General features: G+C 55.6%; 22 protein-coding genes and 1 pseudogene (1 of these 23 only partly in view). 10 read left to right on the plus strand and 13 right to left on the minus strand.

The window, feature by feature from the left end; all coding sequences use genetic code 11:
• The 3 genes and pseudogenes from V7665_RS03195 to V7665_RS03205 form a co-directional block, all read right to left on the minus strand.
• A pseudogene (locus V7665_RS03195) lies at nucleotides 1-371 on the minus strand (CoA-transferase) (it extends 358 nt beyond the left edge of the window).
• A 2-nt stretch (nucleotides 372-373) separates the two neighbouring features.
• The gene (locus V7665_RS03200; protein ID WP_335663094.1) at nucleotides 374-1,312 is read right to left on the minus strand and encodes a hypothetical protein; all 939 of its coding nucleotides are present in this window, start codon (nucleotides 1,310-1,312) and stop codon (nucleotides 374-376) included.
• Nucleotides 1,312-2,019, minus strand: coding sequence for a CoA transferase subunit A (locus V7665_RS03205; protein WP_335663095.1), 708 nt, complete (start codon nucleotides 2,017-2,019; stop codon nucleotides 1,312-1,314). Before V7665_RS03205 ends, V7665_RS03200 begins: the two co-directional genes overlap by 1 nt.
• 102 nt (nucleotides 2,020-2,121) lie before the next feature.
• On the opposite strand from V7665_RS03205, the gene V7665_RS03210 reads away from it, so the two are divergent.
• Entirely contained in the window at nucleotides 2,122-3,195 is a 1,074-nt protein-coding gene (locus V7665_RS03210) for an esterase-like activity of phytase family protein (protein WP_335663096.1), read from the plus strand.
• Nucleotides 3,196-3,199: 4 nt separating this feature from the next.
• Here V7665_RS03210 and rpmB read toward each other — a convergent pair whose 3' ends face one another.
• The gene (gene rpmB, locus V7665_RS03215; RefSeq protein ID WP_335663097.1) at nucleotides 3,200-3,490 is read right to left on the minus strand and encodes a 50S ribosomal protein L28; all 291 of its coding nucleotides are present in this window, start codon (nucleotides 3,488-3,490) and stop codon (nucleotides 3,200-3,202) included.
• Nucleotides 3,491-3,643: 153 nt separating this feature from the next.
• Between rpmB and tadA the strand changes: the two genes are divergently transcribed.
• Nucleotides 3,644-4,102, plus strand: a complete 459-nt coding sequence (tadA, locus tag V7665_RS03220) for a tRNA adenosine(34) deaminase TadA (RefSeq protein ID WP_442955161.1) — start codon at nucleotides 3,644-3,646, stop codon at nucleotides 4,100-4,102.
• A gap of 3 nt (nucleotides 4,103-4,105) precedes the next feature.
• Here the strand turns inward: tadA and V7665_RS03225 are convergent, their stop codons facing one another.
• Together V7665_RS03225 and V7665_RS03230 are read right to left on the minus strand one after the other, a co-directional pair.
• Nucleotides 4,106-4,906, minus strand: coding sequence for a LytR/AlgR family response regulator transcription factor (locus V7665_RS03225; protein ID WP_335663098.1), 801 nt, complete (start codon nucleotides 4,904-4,906; stop codon nucleotides 4,106-4,108).
• Nucleotides 4,903-6,135: a sensor histidine kinase gene (locus tag V7665_RS03230; RefSeq protein WP_335663099.1), complete on the minus strand. Its 1,233-nt coding sequence runs from the start codon at nucleotides 6,133-6,135 to the stop codon at nucleotides 4,903-4,905. Before V7665_RS03230 ends, V7665_RS03225 begins: the two co-directional genes overlap by 4 nt.
• Before the next feature lie 161 nt (nucleotides 6,136-6,296).
• On the opposite strand from V7665_RS03230, the gene V7665_RS03235 reads away from it, so the two are divergent.
• Nucleotides 6,297-6,878: an HD domain-containing protein gene (locus tag V7665_RS03235; RefSeq protein ID WP_335663100.1), complete on the plus strand. Its 582-nt coding sequence runs from the start codon at nucleotides 6,297-6,299 to the stop codon at nucleotides 6,876-6,878.
• A 19-nt stretch (nucleotides 6,879-6,897) separates the two neighbouring features.
• On the opposite strand, the gene V7665_RS03240 is transcribed toward V7665_RS03235, so the two are convergent.
• Nucleotides 6,898-7,437, minus strand: a complete 540-nt coding sequence (locus V7665_RS03240; protein ID WP_335663101.1) for a winged helix-turn-helix transcriptional regulator — start codon at nucleotides 7,435-7,437, stop codon at nucleotides 6,898-6,900.
• Between the two features lie 174 nt (nucleotides 7,438-7,611).
• On the opposite strand from V7665_RS03240, the gene V7665_RS03245 reads away from it, so the two are divergent.
• Together V7665_RS03245 and V7665_RS03250 are read left to right on the plus strand one after the other, a co-directional pair.
• On the plus strand, nucleotides 7,612-7,941 hold the full coding sequence (locus V7665_RS03245; RefSeq protein ID WP_335663102.1) for a CC_3452 family protein: 330 nt from the start codon (nucleotides 7,612-7,614) through the stop codon (nucleotides 7,939-7,941).
• Between the two features lie 174 nt (nucleotides 7,942-8,115).
• On the plus strand, nucleotides 8,116-10,206 hold the full coding sequence (locus V7665_RS03250; RefSeq protein WP_335663103.1) for a RelA/SpoT family protein: 2,091 nt from the start codon (nucleotides 8,116-8,118) through the stop codon (nucleotides 10,204-10,206).
• A gap of 18 nt (nucleotides 10,207-10,224) precedes the next feature.
• Here the strand turns inward: V7665_RS03250 and V7665_RS03255 are convergent, their stop codons facing one another.
• The 3 genes from V7665_RS03255 to rpsU are packed head-to-tail and all read right to left on the minus strand — an operon-like array spanning nucleotide 10,225 to nucleotide 11,687.
• On the minus strand, nucleotides 10,225-10,833 hold the full coding sequence (locus V7665_RS03255; RefSeq protein WP_335663104.1) for an FKBP-type peptidyl-prolyl cis-trans isomerase: 609 nt from the start codon (nucleotides 10,831-10,833) through the stop codon (nucleotides 10,225-10,227).
• Between the two features lie 33 nt (nucleotides 10,834-10,866).
• Entirely contained in the window at nucleotides 10,867-11,445 is a 579-nt protein-coding gene (locus V7665_RS03260; protein WP_335663105.1) for an FKBP-type peptidyl-prolyl cis-trans isomerase, read from the minus strand.
• A 35-nt stretch (nucleotides 11,446-11,480) separates the two neighbouring features.
• Nucleotides 11,481-11,687 (minus strand): 30S ribosomal protein S21, encoded by a 207-nt coding sequence (gene rpsU / locus V7665_RS03265; RefSeq protein WP_067197663.1) that lies wholly within the window; start codon nucleotides 11,685-11,687, stop codon nucleotides 11,481-11,483.
• Nucleotides 11,688-11,946: 259 nt separating this feature from the next.
• Here rpsU and V7665_RS03270 point away from each other — a divergent pair, with 259 nt between their 5' ends.
• Nucleotides 11,947-12,711 (plus strand): class II aldolase/adducin family protein, encoded by a 765-nt coding sequence (locus V7665_RS03270; protein ID WP_335663106.1) that lies wholly within the window; start codon nucleotides 11,947-11,949, stop codon nucleotides 12,709-12,711.
• Between the two features lie 100 nt (nucleotides 12,712-12,811).
• A complete protein-coding gene (locus tag V7665_RS03275) occupies nucleotides 12,812-13,351 on the plus strand; it encodes a (2Fe-2S)-binding protein (protein WP_335663107.1) in 540 nt (179 codons plus the stop codon).
• 33 nt (nucleotides 13,352-13,384) lie between these two features.
• Here the strand turns inward: V7665_RS03275 and V7665_RS03280 are convergent, their stop codons facing one another.
• A complete protein-coding gene (locus tag V7665_RS03280) occupies nucleotides 13,385-15,547 on the minus strand; it encodes a TonB-dependent receptor (protein ID WP_335663108.1) in 2,163 nt (720 codons plus the stop codon).
• A gap of 157 nt (nucleotides 15,548-15,704) precedes the next feature.
• Between V7665_RS03280 and arsC the strand changes: the two genes are divergently transcribed.
• Nucleotides 15,705-16,055, plus strand: a complete 351-nt coding sequence (gene arsC, locus V7665_RS03285; protein WP_335663109.1) for an arsenate reductase (glutaredoxin) — start codon at nucleotides 15,705-15,707, stop codon at nucleotides 16,053-16,055.
• 47 nt (nucleotides 16,056-16,102) lie between these two features.
• Nucleotides 16,103-16,834, plus strand: a complete 732-nt coding sequence (locus V7665_RS03290; protein WP_335663110.1) for a ParA family protein — start codon at nucleotides 16,103-16,105, stop codon at nucleotides 16,832-16,834.
• 15 nt (nucleotides 16,835-16,849) lie between these two features.
• Here the strand turns inward: V7665_RS03290 and V7665_RS03295 are convergent, their stop codons facing one another.
• Nucleotides 16,850-18,820 carry a putative bifunctional diguanylate cyclase/phosphodiesterase gene (locus V7665_RS03295; protein ID WP_335663111.1) on the minus strand — a complete coding sequence of 657 codons (1,971 nt, stop codon included), beginning with the start codon at nucleotides 18,818-18,820 and terminating at the stop codon, nucleotides 16,850-16,852.
• A 201-nt stretch (nucleotides 18,821-19,021) separates the two neighbouring features.
• Here V7665_RS03295 and V7665_RS03300 point away from each other — a divergent pair, with 201 nt between their 5' ends.
• Nucleotides 19,022-19,216 (plus strand): hypothetical protein, encoded by a 195-nt coding sequence (locus V7665_RS03300; RefSeq protein WP_335663112.1) that lies wholly within the window; start codon nucleotides 19,022-19,024, stop codon nucleotides 19,214-19,216.
• Between the two features lie 108 nt (nucleotides 19,217-19,324).
• On the opposite strand, the gene V7665_RS03305 is transcribed toward V7665_RS03300, so the two are convergent.
• Nucleotides 19,325-21,055 carry a fatty acyl-AMP ligase gene (locus tag V7665_RS03305; protein WP_335663113.1) on the minus strand — a complete coding sequence of 577 codons (1,731 nt, stop codon included), beginning with the start codon at nucleotides 21,053-21,055 and terminating at the stop codon, nucleotides 19,325-19,327.
• Between the last annotated feature and the right edge of the window lie 27 nt (nucleotides 21,056-21,082).

The following is a 21,082-nucleotide window of genomic DNA, read 5'->3' on the forward strand; positions in this document are numbered from 1 at the left end:
TTGATCATCTTGCCGGGGATCATCCAGTTGGCAATATCGCCATTTTCCGCGATTTCCATCGCACCCAAGACGGTCAGATCGATATGCCCGCCGCGAATCATCGCAAAGCTGTCGGATGAACTGAAATAGCTAGATGAGGGCAGCTCGCTGATCGTCTGTTTGCCAGCGTTGATCAAGTCCGGGTCAATCTCGTCCTCAAAAGGGAACGGTCCAATGCCGAGCATTCCGTTCTCACTCTGCAACGTGACCTCAACGCCTGGCGGAATATGGTTGGCCACCAGTGTCGGAATACCAATCCCGAGATTCACATAATAGCCGTCGTGCAGTTCCTGTGCCGCCCGAGCGGCCATTTCATCGCGAGTCCAGGGCATATTCATCCTTCTTTGTCATCTGGCTTTGCTGCTTCCGTCGCTTCCACGAGCGGAGGCGGTGTCAGAAACCAGCCGTTATCGAACATATTATTTAGCGTAATCGCACCGTCGGGATCCCGCAAATAGTCATAGAGCTCATCAAAATCCGCGCGGTCGTCGCCCGCCATGGCGACAATACAATAGTTCCGCGCTGCATCCCAGCGCCGCACCTGTTTGCGATCTTCCGCGCCGCGGTCAAGGAAAAGAAAATCATCTGATTCGGATTGCGAAAAACCGGCCTCGTTGAGGATGGCCGAGATTCTCTGGGATGCGGTGACGGGTTGATCAGACAACCAGATCACACTGATTTCCGCCGCTCGCAGACTGTTGAGCACTTCAATCAGGCCATTTTGCCGATAAAGCGTCTCCGCCTTTATCCAGTCGCGACCGGTCACGTCATCAAGATCAATGACCACGGCCAATGGTTTGTGTTCGCAAGCCATGGTTTCCGGCTTGAAAATATCCACCCGCGGAATCAACACCACCGACTCAACACCTTCTCCCGCTTCAAGTCTGGCCGATTGTTTCAGGGCATGCGCCGCAAAATCGGCATAAGGCGAAGCTTCCGGACCGACCGGCTGAAAAAATTGCGCAATATAATCAGCTGCTTCCTCATCAAGATCGACTTCGACAATTCCGGTGGCACCGCCTTGTCCAGCGAATTTCTTTGCCGCCCCTGGCAATGCATCCGCAGTTTCGCTGTCCGGTCCGATCGTGACGGTACCAACCGGCATCGCCAGATCAATGGCACCGACCGCAACCAGTTCCCGCTTCGCCTGGACGCGATCAATCTGATTCTTGCCCATGGTTCCCAGCGCCGCCAGCGGCAGCAGCGCCGCGACGCAGCCAGAGAGCAGCGGCAGTGTAGCCAGAATGATCACGGATAAGCGAAGTCGAGCCATCAGGCGTCTTGGCGCTCCCGGGTCATGCGGAATTCAATCTTCTTGTCATAAGGCGCGCCGTTGATCAGCCGTTTGACATAAATGCCCGGCAAATGAATGCAATCGGGGTCCAGTTCGCCGACTTCGACAATCTCTTCCACCTCGGCGACACAAATCTTGCCGGCAGTCGCCATCGGCGCATTGAAATTGCGGGCGGTCTTGCGGAACATCAGATTGCCCGCCTTGTCGGCCTTCCAGCCCTTGATCAGGCAGAGGTCGGCAAATATGCCGCGCTCGAGAATATAGGTTTCGCCATCGAAATCCTTATGTTCCTTGCCCTCTGCGACCTGCGTGCCGACACCGGTCTTGGTATAGAAGCCCGGAATGCCCGCGCCACCGGCGCGACAGCGTTCGGCGAGGGTTCCCTGCGGGCAGAATTCCACTTCCAGTTCGCCGGAGAGGAACTGCCGTTCGAATTCCTTATTCTCGCCGACATAGGAAGCAATCATCTTCTTCACCTGCCGCGAGCGGAGCAGCTTGCCGAGACCTTCATTATCAATGCCGGCATTGTTGGAAGCGATGGTCAGCCCCTTGACCCCGTCCTGCTGGATCGCATCGATCAGCCTTTCCGGTATCCCGCACAGGCCGAAACCGCCAACACAGAGATGCATGCCATCGAACAAGAGACCATCGAGAGCGGCGGCCGGATTCGGATAGATTTTTTTCATAAACGTGCTTTCCTGACAGATTGCCCGGCGTCTAGCGCAGGAGGCGCACGAGCGTCCAGAATAGAATATGTTTGAAACAACGAATCGGTTATGCGCCCTGCCATGGCCCGTTTGCTCGCATGTTTATCGCTCTTCTTCTTCCTCGTGCCCGTCACCTATGTGCGCGGACCCGTGCCGCCTGCAAATGACAGCCAATATATCACGCTCGAACCGATAGCTTTCGATGCCAAGGACCCGACCCGCACCCAGACAGGTCGTCTCGAGTATCTCGGCGGCTGGAAAATCACCAGCGACAATGGCGAATTCGGTGGCATATCATCAATGCTGGCACTCCCGGACCACCGCTTCCTGATGCTCAGCGACAATGGCACGCTGGTCGGCTTCACATTGGATGAGAAAAAACATCGGGCGCTTCGCCCGTTCATCGCACCGCTGCCTGACGGCCCGGCCAAGCCCAATGAATATGCCAAATTGAATTGGGATTCCGAATCGATTCTCCATGATCCCGAGACCGGCCAATTTTGGGTCGGTTATGAGCATCAGCACAGTATCTGGCGCTATGGATCTTCCTTTGTCCGCAAGGAGGCCGCGAATTTTCCGGACGCCATGCAGAAATGGCCCGACAATGGCGGTGCAGAGGCCATGCTCCGATTGCCCGATGGTCGTTTTCTGGTTTTTTCCGAGTCGGCAGAATATTCAAAGGGAGGCTATCAGGCGCTTATCTTTGATGCCGATGCTTCCGAGCCGGGCAGCAAGGCCGTGGCATTCGGTTATCAGCCTCCCAAAGGCTATAAATTGACCGATGCTACATTGCTTGACGATGGCTCAGCCCTGATGCTGCACCGCCGATTCACGCCGCTCGACGGGCTTTCAGCGATTTTGTCGATCGCGCAGCTGAAGGATTTCCGGCCGGGAAAAGTCGTGACATCCATTCCGATCGCCACTCTGAAGCCACCGCTGAAGGTCGACAATATGGAGGCATTGGCCGTCACCCGGGACGATGATGGAACGATTGTCTGGATCGCTTCGGATGACAATTTCAGCGTGCTGCAGGAATCCCTGTTATTCAAATTCCGGCTGCTGAAGGGCAAAGACCTGCAGAAAAAGCCCGCTGCCAAACGCCAAAATGAAAAAGCCGGAGCGAGCCCCGGCTTTTCAACGTTCGAATCAGATTGACCGCTTAAGCGGGAGCAACCTGCTTTTTCGCGATTTCCTTTTTGAGGCGCTTCACCCGCAGGCTCAACTTGTCGTCCTTGGTTTTCAGCAACCAATTGTCGAGGCCGCCTACATGTTCCACAGAACGCAGGCCGTGCGTAGAAACCCGAAGTTTCACGCCCTTGCCGAGTGTATCAGACAAAAGAGTCACATTTTGCAGATTCGGCAAAAATGTCTTCTTGGTCCGGTTTTTGGCATGAGACACATTATTGCCTACCAGCCGAGTCTTACCTGTCAGTTCGCAAATCCGCGACATCGCTATCGTCCAATTTCTTGTTAATGAGTGATTCCCAGTGGGAAAGAGCGGTCACCTAACTGTAATCGGACCGGGCGTCAAGCATATCGGCGGGATTTTGCGTGAACCGCCTCATCTATGGTCTTCGCATCGGTTCCGCGCTAGTCGATAAACATGGTAGCGGCAAAATATACTTCCTTCATGGGCGATGCGCTGGCTCTGGCCAATGCGGCAATCGCTGTCGATGAGGTACCGGTTGGCGCGGTTATCGTCAAGGATGGCGAAATCATTGGCCAGGGTCATAATCGCACCCGCATCGATCATGACCCCACCGCCCATGCCGAGATCGTCGCGATTCGGCAGGCGACCCGATATCTGGGCAATGACCGGCTGGAAGATTGCGACCTGTGGGTGACGCTGGAACCCTGCACCATGTGCGCCGGTGCCATCGCCAATGCGCGCCTCCGAAGGCTTTATTATGGTGCGGATGATGCCAAGGGCGGTGCGGTAGACAATGGTGTCCGGTTTTTCGATTCGCCAACATGCCATCACAAACCCGAAGTCTATGCCGGAATAGAGGGAGAGAGTGCCGCAAAATTGCTGTTGGATTTTTTCCGCGGTCGTCGAGACTAGTGGCTAGTGCACGAAGCGCGCGACAACATCCCTGTAGCTGCGGCTAACCTTCACCTGCGCCCCTGATCCCAATACCAGGAAACATTCACCATTGGTGTGCGGTTTCACTTCCTTGACCTGACTCAGATTGACGATGGTGGAGCGATGCACCCGCTGAAAATGACGGGGATCGAGACGTTTCTCCAAATCCTTCATCGTTTCGCGCAGGATCAGGCTATTGTCGGCTGTATAGATGCACATATAATCGCCGGCGGCATCGATCCGTTCGATTGTATCGACATCGACACGAAAAATCTGGCCACGGTCTTTGACATTGATCAGCTTTTCATAGCGATTCGCGGATGCCGGCTCGTCGGAATCCTCGATATTGGCCATCGCGTCGGGGGCAATTTCACTGAGCACATTTTTCAGCTTTTCGAGCTCTGCGCCGCCGCGTTTTTCCGAGAGGCGCTTGCGCACCCGGTCGATCGCGTCGGCCAGCCGGTCTTCCTCGACCGGCTTGACCAGATAGTCGATCGCTTCGGCCTCGAAGGCACGGACCGCGTGTTCGGAATAAGCGGTGACGAAAATGAACAGAGGCGGTTCGATCTCCATAATCCCCTGCACTACCGAAAACCCGTCAAAGCCCGGCATCTGAATGTCGAGAAACACCAGATCGGGCTTCAACGTCTTGATCTTGCGAATCGCTTCCCGGCCATTGCGGCAGGTGTCGACAATCTCGATATCGTCAAATTTCTCGAGCCGAATCTGCAAACCCTGGATGGCAAGCTTTTCATCATCGACTAATATCGTCTTGATCGTCATGTTTTTAAATCCTTATGCTGAAATGATGCCATCGCCGACGCGTTTATCGGTTCCCGCTGATGGTCATCACTGGCTGCATGCTCCCCAAAAATAGTTTCGTTTCTCAATTGTTCGTTGGTTGCAGAGTGGCCCGCCGCTTCCCGCTCGATCTGCTCTCTTGTTTCGAATGGCAAGGCGATGAATACCGAAAAGCCCTCGCCAGGAGACGAACGCGTTTCAAATATCGCGCCTTCTCCATAGGCCTGGTTTAATCGCTCCTGAATATTGCCAAGCCCGACGCCGGTGGAATCGGATTTGCTGGACGTCGCACCGTTTTTCCCGGGTCCGGTATCCGACACGATGATGCGCAATTTGTCGCCGTCGCGATGAGCAGAAACCGAAATATCGGCACCTTCTTCCTGCGGTGTAACCGCATATTTGATCGCATTTTCGACCAGCGGCTGGAGCAACAAGGACGGCAATAATGCATCGCGCACGGCCGGGTCGATATCAAAATGGGACCGCAGCCGTTCCTCAAAGCGCATTTTCTCGATGTCGAGATAGAGATGCAGGGTCTCCACCTCCTGGGCCAGCGTCACCCGGCTGTGGACCTCGTTGACCAGCGTATGGCGCAGGAAGGAGGACAGGCGCGACAGCATGGCGTTGGCCGGTTCGGTCTGGCGCAGCAGCACCAATGTCGAAATGCTGTTCAGCGTATTGAACAGGAAATGGGGATTGAGCTGATAGCGCAGCATCGCCAGCTGCGCGCGAGTCGCCTGCGCTTCGAGCTGCAGCAGCTGATCATTTTGCTCCTCGACCCGCAGGAAGAAATTAATCGCATAATAAAGTGCCGACCAGGCGCCGAGCAACATGATGCCGAGGAACAGCGAGCCCAGAAATAATGTCCCGAACGCGGTTTCTGACAACGGATTCTGGATGAGAAAAACCCAGGCGTCGATGAACGCATAGAGCGCTGCCGCAACCGTCAAGATCGCGGCGGTACTGCTCCATGTCACAATCGGACGGCGGTGAATCAAATTCTTGTATACCACCGACAATAGCAAGGAGATGGAATAGCCGGTAATGGTCGAGATAATGACCGGCACCAGGAAGCTCAGCGGCAGTCCATTGGATATCCCGCCGATCGCGCGCAAAATGAGTGCACCGGCCCAGCCCGCGGATTGCAGGTTCCAAAATGCGCGGTTCTTGTTGCCAAAAAACGGCTGGGGACGAATTTCCATCATGACCATCGCGCTTTCTATAGCGGGGCATTGCCGCTTGGGAAAGAATCGCCTAGCATTTGCACGAATAAGTCGACAAACGCTGCTTTTTTCGATCCGAATGCCAAGATATTTGCATTATCGACGATAAAAATGCGGCTGAAGATCGGCAGCAGCCAAAGGATAATATCATGGGTGGTCCCAACGAAGTCCGAGCTAAATTCCCTTCCATGGAAGAGGGCACTCAGGAAGACTGGCAGATTATTGGCGGTCATTTTGGTCCCTTTGCCAGCAAGGTGGCGGACCGAGTGCTTGATCACTTGAAACTGCTCGACGGGGATTTTGGCGGCTTTCCGATCGACCGGATGCAACATAGTCTGCAAACCGCAACCCGGGCGCATCGCGATGGCCGGGACGAGGAATATGTCGTGATGGCCTTGCTGCACGACGTCGGCGATACGCTCGGCACCTATAATCACCCGGATATTGCAGCGGCAATCCTGAAACCCTTCGTCAGCGAAAAAAACCATTGGATCGCGGAAAAGCACGGCATCTTTCAGGGCTATTATTTCTTCCACTATCTTGGCCAGGACCGCGACATGCGCGAGCAGTTTCGCGGCCAGGAACATTTTGAGGATTGTGCGGAATTCTGCGCAAAATATGACCAGACGGCGTTTGATGCAGCCTATGACACAGCACCGCTGGAGTTTTTCGAACCGATGGTTCGCCGCGTCATGGCCCGACCGATCAACAGTATTTACGTGACCGAATAGGGCCGCCCGGAACGAGGGTTCAGGCCGCTGAGGATTCGCCAATTTCCCTGAGATGGCGAACCACCATATCATCGCGATTGGCACCGTTGGAATCCGGTTTCAATTCTGATTCATCGATCCAGCACAGGTCATCCATTTCAAGGACCCGGTCATCATGCGCCCGCATGCTGATCGGACCAATTGGCTGACGATCGCGCGAATCACACAATATCGGATTGGACGGAACCCCGGTTTCCCATCTTTCCCCCCATTGCCGCAACGCGATCATGGTCGGCAGCAGATCCTGCCCCTTGTCGGTCAGCCGATATTCGACCTTCCGCTTGTCGTGATCGCAGGGACGACGGGTCATGATCCCCGCTTCGACCATGCGGGTCAGCCGATTGGCCAGGATATTCCGGGCGATGCCAATTTCCGACAGGAAATCCTCAAAATGCCCGACGCCGTTGAGCGCGGCACGCAATATCATGAAGCACCATCGCTCGCCGATAACTTCCAGCGATATGGGTAGGCTGCACTCACCGCCAGCCAGACTCGATAGATCTTCTCTGATTTTGTCCATGCTTACATTCCTAAACCAGTTTTTGGGCAAGTGCGAAAAAAATATAAGTTTTTAGTTGCAACTTAAAACCTATTAAACTAAGTATTGATTCGCAACCTAAATTGCAACCACAAAATTCTCCCCTCTGGCCGCCCCAAAATGGCCCGGAAACTGACTGATACGAAAGGAAATATCATGCTTCTCTCCCAAAGCCCGCTCCGCGCATCCATGTTCTTCTGCATCGCTGCGCTGACATCCCTCACCCTGTTCACGGCAACCACAGCCGAGGCACGCAGCACGGCCATCGCCTATACTGCAGAATTGCAAGCCCCGGTCGAAGCCGCCCAGGAAATTATCAAGGATACCGTCATCCGCTGCGCCGGCACCGAATGTATCGGGGGCGAAAGCAACTCGGCGCCGCGGACGATCTGCGCCAAGATCGTCGATGAATTCGGCCCGGTTGCCAATTTCGCCTATAAAGGCGAGGCCTTCGATGCCGAGGCACTCGCCAAGTGCAACGACTGATTTGACAATCCCCGCCTGACCGGCCTCTCACTCCCCATAGCGGCCAGAATAATCGCCGCTGCCGGTCAGCCATAGCGCCGAAGCGAAGCTCCTTTTCCGTTCCCCCGGATATAAGAGCCGGCTTCGGCGCTCTTTTTTGTTGCCCCGGCCCGGAAAGGGCACCATCTTCACCCTATGCTCAGACAATATGAACTGGTGGAGCGGGTTAAATCCTACGATCCCGATGCAGATGAGGATCTGATCAACCGCGCCTATGTTTTTTCCGTGCAAAGACATGGCAGCCAGAAACGTGCCAGCGGCGACCCTTATTTCAGTCATCCCATCGAGGTCGCCGGTCTGATGACCGACCTCAAACTCGATCAGGAAACGATTGTCACCGCGCTGCTCCACGATACGGTCGAGGATACGCTCACCACATCGGAAGAAATCAGCAAATTATTCGGTGAAGAAATAGCCCGGCTGGTCGATGGCGTGACCAAGCTTTCAAAAATTGAAGCGCAGACTGACAATGAGAGGGCCGCGGAAAATCTGCGCAAATTCCTGCTGGCAATGTCCGACGATATCCGGGTGCTGCTGGTCAAGCTTGCCGATCGCCTGCACAATATGCGGACGCTACATTTCATCAAGAGCGAAGAAAAGCGGCTGAGAATCGCGCATGAGACCATGGATATTTATGCGCCTCTCGCCGAACGGATCGGGATGTATGAATATATGCGCGAGATGCAATTGCTGGCATTTGAGCACATGGAACCGGAAGCCTATGAAACGATCACCAAGAGACTGCAGGCGATCAAGGAAGGGGACGAAGGTCAGGTTGATAAAATCTCCCTGTCGATCCAGAAGGCACTGGAGAGCGGCGGTCTGGTCGCGGAGGTCAGCGGGCGCGAGAAACATCCCTATTCGATATGGCGCAAGATGCAGGAACGGCACGTCAGCTTTGAACAGCTGACCGACATCATGGCGTTCCGGGTCGTCACCGACAATAGTGCAGAATGCTATCGCGCGCTCGGTATCCTGCACAAAAAATGGAAAATGGTTCCCGGCCGGTTCAAGGACTATATCTCCACGCCCAAGCGCAACGGCTATAGTTCGATCCACACCACCATCATGCATGGCAATAATATGCGGGTCGAAATTCAGATCCGCTCGCAGCGCATGCACGAGGATAATGAATATGGTCTCGCCGCGCATTGGGCCTATAAACAGGGCAACCGACCCGATGGTCAGGCCGGCTGGATCCGCGATCTGATCGAGATACTCGATCAGGCCGAAGATGCAGAGGAATTGCTCGAACATGCCCGGCTGGCGATGTACCAGGACCGGATTTTTGCTTTCACCCCCAAGGGCACATTGCTGCAAATGCCGAGGGGTTCGACCACCGTCGATTTCGCTTATGCCGTGCACACCGATCTCGGGAATCAGTCGGTCGGCGCCAAGGTCAATGGCCGGCATGTACCGCTGCGTACCCAGCTGCAAAATGGCGATGTCGTCGAAATTCTGAAATCCAAGGGGCAGGAACCACAGCCGGGCTGGCTTTCCTTCGTCATTACCGGCAAGGCGCGCGCGGCCATTCGCCGCAATGTCCGGTTCAAGGAGCGCGACGAGATGGTCGCCATTGGCACCGAACTTTATGAAGAAATCATCGAACGGCTGCCCGGCAAGATCGGTCAGCGGGCGATCAAGGCGGCGCTGAAGCGTCTGGAAATGCAGGATCCGGATGACCTGATGATGGCGATCGGCACCCGCCAGCTCAGCGACCGCGAGGTGATGGAAGCGCTCATTCCCGGTAGTGTCCACGACAATGATGACGAGCGGCAGTGGCCCGAACAGGATCGCGCGATCTCAATCAAGGGCCTGACTCCCGGCGTGGCCTTCAATCTGGCCGAATGCTGCCATCCCGTGCCCGGTGACCGCATTGTCGGATTGCGGCGCAGTGGAGAGAATGTCGAGGTGCATACCATCGATTGCCAGAGCCTGGCCGATGGCGTGGATGCAGACTGGGTGGATCTCAGCTGGGGCAATGAAAGCGATGGCGCAGCCGCCCGGCTATGCGTGGTGCTGCACAACAAGCCAGGAACACTTTCCGAAATGGCGGGGATTTTCGGCTTTCACAATGCCAATATCCTGAATCTGCGCCTGTCCCAGCGCGATGGTCCATTCCACACGTTCGACGTCGATCTGGAAGTGCACAATGTCCATCATCTGATGCGGATATTGTCCGCCCTGCGCGCGTCGGAAGCGGTCGCGCAAGCCGAACGCTCCTGAGCCGCCTGTCCGATATGCTTAAGGAGCGGGCGGTGGTCCGTCGGCAGCGCCCTGCATTTGCTGCCGCAATTCTTCCATCTGCGCTGCGGAAATAAAGTCCAGCAGAGTCACATCGAATATCAGCAGGCTGTTCGACGGAACCTGTTCACCCGGAGACGCTTCGCCATAAGCCAGTTCCGACGGGATCCAGATGCGATATTCGCCACCCTTCTGCATCAGCTGCAACGCTTCGGAGAAACCGGGAACGACAGCGCCGACCGGCATTGGCGTCTGCTCATTGGCATCGAAAACCGTGCCGTCGCGCAATGTGCCTTCATATTTGACCAGAGCCGTGTCGGTGACGGCAGGCGAAGCGCCTTCGCCCGGCTTGATCACTTGATATTGCAGGCCGGATGCGGTCTGCACGATGCCGGACTGCTTCGCATTGTCAGCCAGAAATTCTTCATTGCTCGGCGGCGGGAACAGCTTCTCCCATCCGGCTTGTACAAATTCTGTCGGGCTGGTTTTTTCTGGAATGGCGGTGGCAAGCACGGCCACCAGAATGATGCCCAGCAGCAGCCCCATCAAGAAGGCCTTGATCGGGAAGGATGGCTTAGGGCTTTTTTGGTCCGATGCAATATCAGTCACGAACTACTCTCCAAAACAACTTTACCGCGGACTCTATTGACCTGGAAGTTGTGGAGCACCGGGAGCGCCCTGTGCCTGCATTTGCAACCGCAATTCTTCCATCTGTGCCGCTGAAATAAAGTCCAGCAAGGTCACGTCAAAAATAAGCAGGCTGTTTGAAGGAATCTGTTCTCCTGGAGATGCTTCGCCATAAGCCAGAGCGGAAGGAATCCAGATGCGATATTCGCCGCCCTTCTGCATCAGTTGCAGTGCTTCGGAGAAACCGGGGACGACGCCGCCGACCGGCATCGGCGTTTGCTCATTGGCATCGAAAACCGTGCCATCGCGCAACGTGCCTTCATATTTGACCAGAGCCGTATCGGTGGCGGTAGGAGAAGCCCCCTCGCCCGGCTTGATCACCTTATATTGCAGGCCTGATGCGGTTGTTTCCACCCCGTCCTCATCCGCGTTGGCGGCGAGGAACTGTTCGTTGGTCGAACCGTTTACGACGGCATTCTGGGTTCCCGTATAAGCGAGAAGCAGTGCAGCGCCAACAATCAGCAGCACGCCGAGCCAGATCTTGGTCAGCGAGCCTTTTTTGATGGGATGAATCGGAACCGTCGTGACAGACATGGGCAGGCTACCTTATATTTGTGGAGCCGAAGCGCTTAAATCAGACCGTCGCGTTCCATCCGCTTGCGGTCCATCTTGCGGGCGCGGCGCACGGCAGCAGCCTTTTCGCGGGCACGCTTTTCGGATGGCTTTTCATAATGCCGGCGAAGCTTCATTTCGCGATAGACGCCTTCACGCTGCAATTTTTTCTTGAGCGCCCGAAGGGCCTGATCAACATTATTATCGCGAACCATGATTTGCATAAGACTGAGTAACTCCGTTCAAATTTCGTAATGGGCCAGAAGCAATTTCTTCTGGCCTGAATTGGTGTAAAAGCCATAAAAATAGGGTTTGCAGCAGAATCAGTCTGCTTCAATCTCGCGCCGCCTATCAATTTCTTGGCACCGAGGCAAGCTTTTACACGATTCAATGCGCGAATGACAGGCGCTTTGCATTCCTGTTTCCGCCGCTTTGCTATAGAAGGCCGACAAGAGAAGATACAAGCGATTCGAGGAGAGAAAAATGGCCACCGCGATCAATGTCCAGTCCAGCTGCAGCGAAGAAGAATGGAAGGCGCGCCAGCGGCTTGCTGCCTGCTACCGGATTTTCGCCTATCTCGGCTGGGACGAGATGATTTTCAACCATATCACCCTGAAGGTGCCCGGCGAGGATGATGCCTTTCTGATCAATCCCTATGGCCTGCATTTCAGCGAGGTTACCGCCTCGACTCTGGTCAAGATCGATATCGAGGGCAACACGCTGGACGGCTCGACTTTCCCGGTCAACAAGGCCGGCTTTACCCAGCACAGCCTGTTCCACCGCGAACTGCCCGATGTCCATGCGATCATCCACACGCATACCACGGCAACGATGGCGGTATCCTCGGTCGAAGGCGGACTACAGCCGATCAATTTCTACGCCGCCGCGATCGTGCCGCGCCTCGCCTATCACAAATTTGAAGGCATCACGGTGCATGAGGATGAAGGCCCGCGTTTTCTCGCCAGCCTCGGCAAGAAGCGGATGATGATGCTCGAGAATCACGGACCGGTGGTGATGGGCCGGACATTGGAAGAAGCGTTCCTCAACCACTGGGTGCTGCAACGCGCCTGCGAAATCCAGATGCAGACCTTGTCGATGGGCAAGCCGTTGATGATCGGCGAAGACGTGATCAGGAAGCATATGGAAAATCTGTCGCAGGCTTCGATTGATCCAATGAAACAGGGCGTCCCGGAATTTGATGCAATGGTGCGGCTGGTCGATCGCGAAGACAGAAGCTGGCGGGAGTAAAAGACCGCGTTCGCCATGCTCAACTTGTTGCAGCATCTCTTATTGAATAAGCCACACGCAGGAGATCCTGAAACAAGTTCAGGATGACGAGTTAAATCCGATGACCAAATTCACCGTCAATGACCGCCCGGTCTGGTACCGGATGGACCCGGAAACGCCTTTGCTCTGGGCGCTGCGCGATGCGTCCAATCTCACCGGAACCAAATATGGCTGCGGCACCGGCGACTGCGGTGCCTGCGTGGTCGAGGTAGACGGCGAGGCGATCCGCTCCTGTCTGGTCACCATTGGCGAGCTGGAAGGCCGCTTTGTCACCACCATCGAGGCGCTGTCGCGCGATCGCAGCCATCCGGTGCAGCAGGCCTGGGCCGCAGAAAATGTGCCGCAATGCGGCTTTTGCCAATCCGGCATGATCATGGCGGCGGCGGTATTGCTGAAGAAAAATTCCAATCCATCGAAAGCCGCGATTGACGAGGCGATTACCAATATCTGCCGCTGCGGCACCTATCCGCGGATCCGCGAGGCGATTCAGCGCGCCGGGCGTGTGGCGCGGGGAGAAGCGGTACTCAGCGCCGCCCCGCCGCCCGGTATTGATCCAGAAGATGCCGCCAAGGCGGTTCCGGCGCTGACGCCAAAGGAATAGCTGTTCCCCGGCCTGCGCCGGGGCACAGGTCTGCTAAAAGCCGAATTTCACCGTCAGCCGCGCATTGAGCGGCTCGCCGGTCGAGATATTGTCGTTGTTGTGAACCGACGGGTAATAGGTTTCGTCAAACAGATTCTCGACATTGAGCTGGACCTGCAGTTTTTCACTGACATCATAATATAGCGCGGCATCGACTCGGGTGAAAGCCGGAATGCGGACGCTATTGTCATTGGTGGCGAACTGGCTCGACTGATGGGTCACCCCGATTCCGCCAGCAAATTTCTCGGTGACATCATATTTCGTCCACAGCGAGATCATATGCTCCGGCACCTGGAACAGGCGCAGATCCTGTCCGCCAACGGTGCCAGCATTGCGCTGCTGGCCGTCGAGATAGCTGTAGCCAGCGTTGATCTGCCATGCCTCGGTGAGTTTGCCAACCAGCTGGAATTCCAAGCCTTCGGTCCGCGAACCCGACAGCGTGCTATTGCCCTGATTGTCGAGCAGGATCGCCTGATCGTCGCGATCCAGGCGGAACAGGGCCGTCGTCAGGCTGAGCCCGGATGTCAGATCCCATTTCACGCCAATTTCGTAATTCACAAAACTTTCCGGGGCCAGATTGGCGGTGGTCGGATTCAGCGTCAGGAACTGGTCGCCCGACCTGGGCAGGAAGCTTTTGGCGTAGCTCGCATAGATCGAGATATTCTCCTGCGGCTTGTAGATCGCGCCGAAACGCGGCGAGAATTTCTCGTCCGTCCGGTTCAGCAACAGGCCGCTCTGGATATCATTTACATCAAGATCAAATCGGTCAAAACGCACGCCGCCGATAATATCAAAATGATCGCCGATGCTGATCTGGTCCTGCACATAAAGCGACAGGAATTTAAGGTCGGAAACGGTGCTGCGATTGAAGGCCGGAAAGCTGAAGGCCGGAACGACGATCGGGTCGGTGAGCGGAACCACCACCAGGTCATCATTGCTGGCAGCGAATAATATGTCACGCCGTGCATTGGCGGATTGCTGCTGGCCGATTTCATAGCCGAACAACAGGCTGTGGCCCAGAGCGCCCGTATCACCCGTCCACAACAGATTGCCCTGGCTGATGAAATTCTCACGATCGGTGGTGTCGACATAACCGTCGAGGGTGACGGAATTGGCGACCGGGGTCAGCCGGATGTCATTGCTGCGCGCATCAACCGGATAGATGTTGCGGTAGAGCTTGTCATAATCGCCATATTGGGTGGTCGCGCTGAAGCTCAGTTCATCGCTGAAATCATGTTCGACTCGCAACTTGACGATATGCGCCTGCAGCGTGGTGCGGTTGGTTCCGGGCTGGCCGAATAGCGTATCCCGATAGCCAGTGAGCGGGCCACAAGGGTCGGCAAGCGAACAGCTATTGCCAGCCGCGCGCAGTTCTGCCGGATTGCCCCGGTCCACTCCGCGATCATCATCGACATATTCGTAGGACAGCAATATCCGACTATTGTCACCAAGCTCGGCACCGAAGGTCGGATTGACCGCAAAGCGCCGGCCGTCAAAGAAATCGCTATGGTTGTTAAATTCTTCATACAGGCCATTGATCCGGAAGGCCGCGGTATCGCCAATCGGTAAATTCAGATCGCCGCCGAGATAATAAGCGCCAAAACTGTCAACGCTTGCGGTTGCGTCGCCAAACTGGCGATCAGCGATCGGCGATTTGGTCACGCGGTTGACGATTCCACCACCGCCGCCGCGGCCAAAGATCATCGCATTGGGGCCTTTGTGGATCTCGACCCGCTCGATATTATAGAGCGGCCGGAAATATTGGACGTCATCGCGTATGCCATCAACAAAGAAATCGGCGGTGCTATTCTGTCCTCTTATGGTGATCTGATCGCGATTGCCCTCACCCTGGCCGATCGATGCGCCCGGCGTGTAGCGGAGTATATCGCCAATATCCTGGAGCGCCTGATCATCAAGCTGCTCGCGGGTTACCACCGACACCGTTTGCGGCGTGTCGATAAGCGGGGTGTTGGTTTTCAGGCCCGCGCTGCTGATCGCGACATAGCCTTCTTTCTCACCGGTTACGATGATCTCCTGCTCATCAGCAAAGCCTTCGTCCCATGCTTCCTGGGCCGTTGCGTGGACCGGACCAGTAGCGATCGCAATCAGGCTGGCGGACGCCAGGACGTGCAGTGGAAGACGCAGAACATTATTCACAGATAAACCCCCATATATGAGAACCATTCTCAATAACTGCGTTGCTAATGATAATAGTTCTCATATGCAAGATCGAATTTTGCTTGTCCGGGGTTTTTCTTTGAAACATCGCCTAACTGGTGTTTATGAAGCTCTTTCGACGAAACGGGAGAGAATCATGAAAGCAACGATCTGGCACAATCCGAACTGCGGCACGTCCCGCAAGACATTGGCGATATTGGAAGAAGCACCCGGTGTTGAGCTGACCGTGATTGAATATCTGAAAAATCCGCCGATTCGTGCCAAGCTGAAACAGCTTTTCGACGATGCTGGCATGACCCCGCAGGAGGGCCTAAGAGTGCGAGGATCGCCGGCGGAAGAGCTGGGGCTGACGAAGGACGATGCTACCGCTGATCAGCTTCTGGATGCGATGGCCCGGGAGCCGATGCTGATCAACCGGCCACTGGTCGAGACCGACAAGGGAGTCAGGCTGTGCCGTCCGCAGGAAATCGTGCAGGAGATTCTCTGATCCGACGCGATTTCGGCGAATTTGAATGAAATAAACCGGGAAGAATAATGTCGGTAATTGCAGTGTACAGCATGAAAGGCGGCGTCGGAAAAAGCTGTTCGGCAGTGAATCTTGCCTGGAATAGCGCCGTCGGCAGTTCGCGGCGGACGCTGCTCTGGGATCTCGACCCGCAAGGCGCGGCTTCCTTCATTCTAAAGGGTGACCAGTCAAAAAAGGATCGCGCGCGCGCGATGGTCTCCGGCGAAGTCAAACCGGACAAGTTGATCAAACATACAGAAATAGAAAATCTGGATCTTCTGGCAGCGGATGTGTCGCTGCGTGGTCTCGACCGGCTATTTTTCCAGATCAGCAAAAAACGACATCTCGGCAAATTGCTCAAGGAAATGAGCAAGGACTATGACCGGATCATTCTTGATTGCCCGCCCGGCCTGACGGAGACAAGCGAGCAAATCCTGCGCAACGCCGATATTGTCATTGTCCCGGTCATTCCTTCGCCCCTCTCGGAACGCGCGCTTGCCAATGTGCAAATGTTTCTGGACAGCAGCGGGAAAAAACATGCCCCCTTGCTGCCGGTGTACACGATGGTCGACCGAAGGCGCTCAATCCATAAACAGGGTTTGATCCGACAACCGAAATGGCCAGTTATCCCGATGTCTAGCGCCGTTGAACATATGACCAGCTTGCAACAACCTGTCGGCAGTTTCGCGCCGCACAGCCCGGCCGCCCAGGCCTATGCTCGCCTTTGGCGAGGCATAGAAAAGCGACTGGCAAAAAAATAGTCCGGGCAAGCCCGCCTATGCCGACTTTTTGCCATATTCCAACTGTTGGGCTTCAAAGCTACTGAATAAATTTCTGGCATCTTCGGCGATCATCGGACGGCCGAAATAATAGCCCTGGATTTTGCTGCAACCCAGCCGCCTGATCATCTGCACTTCTTCCGCTGTCTCGGCACCCTCGGCGGTCGTGGCCATGCCCAAAGCATCCGCCATCGCGACAACTGCACGGATGATGGCAAGGCTTTCGGGAGCATTTTTGGCTGCCCCCTGAACAAAGCTGCGATCAACCTTGATCGTCGAGAATCGGGTTTTGCGCAAATAGCCGAGCGAGGAATAGCCCGTACCGAAATCATCAAGCGACAGATTGATACCCAGCGCGATGATTTGATCGAGCATTGCTGCAGCGCCGTTACCCTCGTGCATGAAAATGCTCTCGGTCACCTCTATCTCCAGACGATTTGGTGGCAGCCCGCTCTCCTCGAGAGCGGATATAACCATCGACAGGAAATTCACTTCAGTCAGCTGGTCGGCTGAAACATTTACCGCGACCTTGACCGTGGAAGGCCATTTCATGGCCTCCTTGCAAGCCGTTCGCATCACCCATTCGCCGATCGGGACAATCAGGCGAGCTTCTTCTGCCAGCGGCACGAATTTGACCGGCGAAACAGACCCGAATTGCGGACTGTTCCAGCGCAGCAGCGCTTCAAAGCCGACAACCCCACCCGAGTCAGCGCTGACCACAGGTTGGTAGTTGAGCAACAGTTCGTCATTTTCCAGCGCCTTGCGCAAGGCCATTTCCATGACTCGCCGCTCTTCCGCCTGAACGTGAAGCTTTGGCTCATAATGCGTAAACGCCCCGCCGCCCTGATCCTTGGAGCGATAGAGCGCGAGATCGGCACTGCGCATCAGCATTTCGACCGTGCGCCCGTCTCGAGGACCTATAGCTGTGCCAACGCTGGCGCCGATGTAAAGTGTGTGCTGGTCGACTTCATAAGGACGAGACAGGGTATCGATAATCTTTTTGGCCAGCAATTCCATATATTGCGTGTCGCTCGCGTCGTTGACCACAATGGCAAATTCATCGCCACCGAGGCGACCGCACAGCTCGTTGTCGGTCATGATCGATCGCAGCCGATCAGATACGCGGGCCAGCAACCGGTCACCCACCGGATGGCCGAGCGTGTCGTTCACCGCCTTGAACCGATCAAGGTCGAGCATCATGAAGCCGCAGCGGCCGTTCCATTTTTCAGCCGTTTGCAACGCCATTTGCACCGCATCGGTAAGCTGGAGGCGGTTGGGCAGGCGGGTAAGCGTATCAAATCTGGCCATATGCGAGATTTTATCCGCCGATTCGCGCTGCTCGGTTATGTCCGATCCGACACCGCGAAATCCATGAAACATACCGTTATCATCGAGTTTCGGCGAAGCAGACAATTCCCACCAGCGATTTTCGCCATTGATCTGGACAGGCACCAGCATGTTGCTGAAGCTATCGCGTCGTTTCAACTTCTCCGCCAGTTCGTGCAAGGCGGTCGAGAATTTTCCGCTTTCCCAGGATTCTCCAGCGACCAGTTGCAGGAACGGCTTGCCTTCGATCTGCTCCGGGGGCTGGCCTATCGCATGGGCAAATCGCGGCGAAACGTGGGTTATGCGGCGCGACGTATCCGTCTGCCAAAGCCAGTCGGCCCCCGTATCCTCAAATTCCTTGAGCAACAGGCTGACCACTTCGCTTTTTTCGATGAGTCTGGCTTCCGCGACCCTTTTGTCAATAAATGACCGGCCGGTCATCAGACAGCCGGAAATCAACAAGACCGCGATCGCCAGAGAGGCCAGGGCCAGATGGGGGCTGCCAAAATATAACCAGCCACAAATTATTGCGGCACTGGCCGATGATATGAATAAAATGCTGCTGAGCGGCACGGTTGACAAAAGCATCGCGGAACCCACCATCAGGCAGATGATGATCGCCCATACCGGTATCATGGTCATGAGGTTCGTGCTGAATGCGAACAGCAAAAAGCCCGCGCCCCACAGTGAGCCGCCGACCAGGGAAATGAGATAAAATACCGTCATATCAGAACGATTGATCGACTTGCGCTGCCATCCCGACTGTTTACGATACAGCAGGTGGGCGTAGATATATAGTGCGCTCAATCCCGCGAGCCACAGGCCGAGAAGCATGATATTGACTTGGCCGATGCCCAATTGAACGATCAACAAACCGCATACGATCGCGGAAACTATCTTCAGCAAACCATGCTGATTATTGCCATTGAATTGCAGCGCGCGAATCCGGCCCCAATCAACCCCATGGGGATCAGAAAGGCCAAGCAAGACGCTGAGCGGGATGACCCGTGGCAAACCGGATTGAGCGATAGTTTTTAACACCGTCCCTCTTTACGCTGCAATTATTAGCGAAAAGTAAGGATGGACCTAATTATTTATACGCCTTTATTATTTATACGCCTTTCGATTAACAAAAGTTAAGCCGATTCAGGCAGCAACCGCATATGGCTGAATATCGCCGGAAAGATATAGATTACGCGCCTTTGCCCGACTCAACTTGCCGGAACTGGTGCGCGGCAAGGTGCGCGGTGGCACCAGTTCGATGACGCAATTCATTCCGGTAATGGCTCTCACCTTTTCCTTGATCTCGTTCCACAGCCGCAGACGCTCGGTCTCGTCCGAGGTCCGGCATTGAACGAGCACGGCAGGCGTTTCTTCCCCACCCGGTGTGGTGATGGCGAAAGCGGCTATGTCTCCGGCTTTGAAACCGGGCAATTGTTCAACCGCCCATTCGATATCCTGCGGCCAGTGATTTTTGCCGTTGATGATGATCATGTCCTTGGCGCGACCGACGATGTAAAGATAGCCGTTCGACAGATAACCCATGTCGCCGGTATCGAGCCAGCCGTCGATCAGACAGGCATCGGTCGCCTCTTGATCGCGATAATAGCATTCCATCACCGCCGGGCCTTTCATCCAGACCTTGCCGACGGCTTTTTCAGCCAGAACCGCGCCATTTTCCTCGCGAATTTCCAGCAGGGTATCCCGCACCGGTTTTCCGCAATTGACGATCGCGCGGAACCGTTTCGGGCGACTGCCATCGCTCTTTTTCTCGCCGGAAAGCTCGGTTTCTTCAACCAGTTCCACTTCCATGCCTTCGCCCGATGGCATCAATGTCACGGCCAGCGTTGCTTCGGCGAGACCGTAGCTCGGCAAGAAGGCCTTGGCATCAAATCCTGCGGACGCAAAAGCATCGGTAAACCGTTGCATCACGTCGGGCCGGATCATGTCCGCGCCATTGCCCGCAAGCCGCCAGCGCGAAAGATCGAACCGTTCCTGCACATTGGACTGACTGCCAATGCGGCGCGCGCAAATTTCATAGCCGAAGGTCGGCGAAAAGCTGCAAGACGTGCCCGGATTGCGGGTGATCAGATCCAGCCACGACAAGGGCCGCCGCGCGAAATCCGCAGTCTTGAGAAAATCGGTGGAAACCTGATTTGCGACCATCGACAGGAAGCAGCCGACAAGGCCCATATCGTGATAGAAGGGCAGCCAGGAAATGCAGCGATCACTGCCGCCGATCAGCATGCCATGGGCATGCGAGCCTAGATTGTGCAGCAACGCCTTGTGCGAGACCGCAACGCCGTGCGGGAACCGGGTCGAACCGCTGGAATATTGCAAATAGGCGATATCGCTGCTGTTGGCGGACGGCAATTGCGTGTCGGGAGCCTCCTGCTGTGCGAAGGCATCCCATCCGCAAACCGGAATGGCGCGGGACTGACCGGCCGCACCGGCCAATTCGGCAATCTCGTCCGGAAACAGCAATAATGCGGGGTCACAGCTGTCGAGCTGCACACCAATCTGCTCGATATAGCTTTCCTTGCCGCCAAAGGAGGTCGGCAATGGCAGTGGAACTGGCAGCGCACCAGCATAGACGGCTCCAAAAAACAGCGCGCAAAACTGTGGTTCGGTATCGGCAATCAGCGCGACCCGGTCACCCGGCTTTATGCCGGATGCGATCAATCGTCTTGCCGCCGCCAACGCGTCTTCCCGCAGTTCGCTGAACGGATAGGCCCGGACAAGCGAAGCCCGGGCATCGTGAAAGTTGAATCCCTTTTGCCCCTGGGCCGCATAGTCCAGGGCATCGCCCAGTGTCTCAAAGTCGGAGAAGCGGCGAGGAAGTTCATCCAAGGTCGGGGTTGGCGTCAGTTCGGTCATCCAATATCCATTTCCGGGAGGTCCAGC

Origin of the sequence: Parasphingorhabdus sp. (assembly GCF_036964675.1) — a bacterium.
GTDB lineage: Bacteria > Pseudomonadota > Alphaproteobacteria > Sphingomonadales > Sphingomonadaceae > Parasphingorhabdus.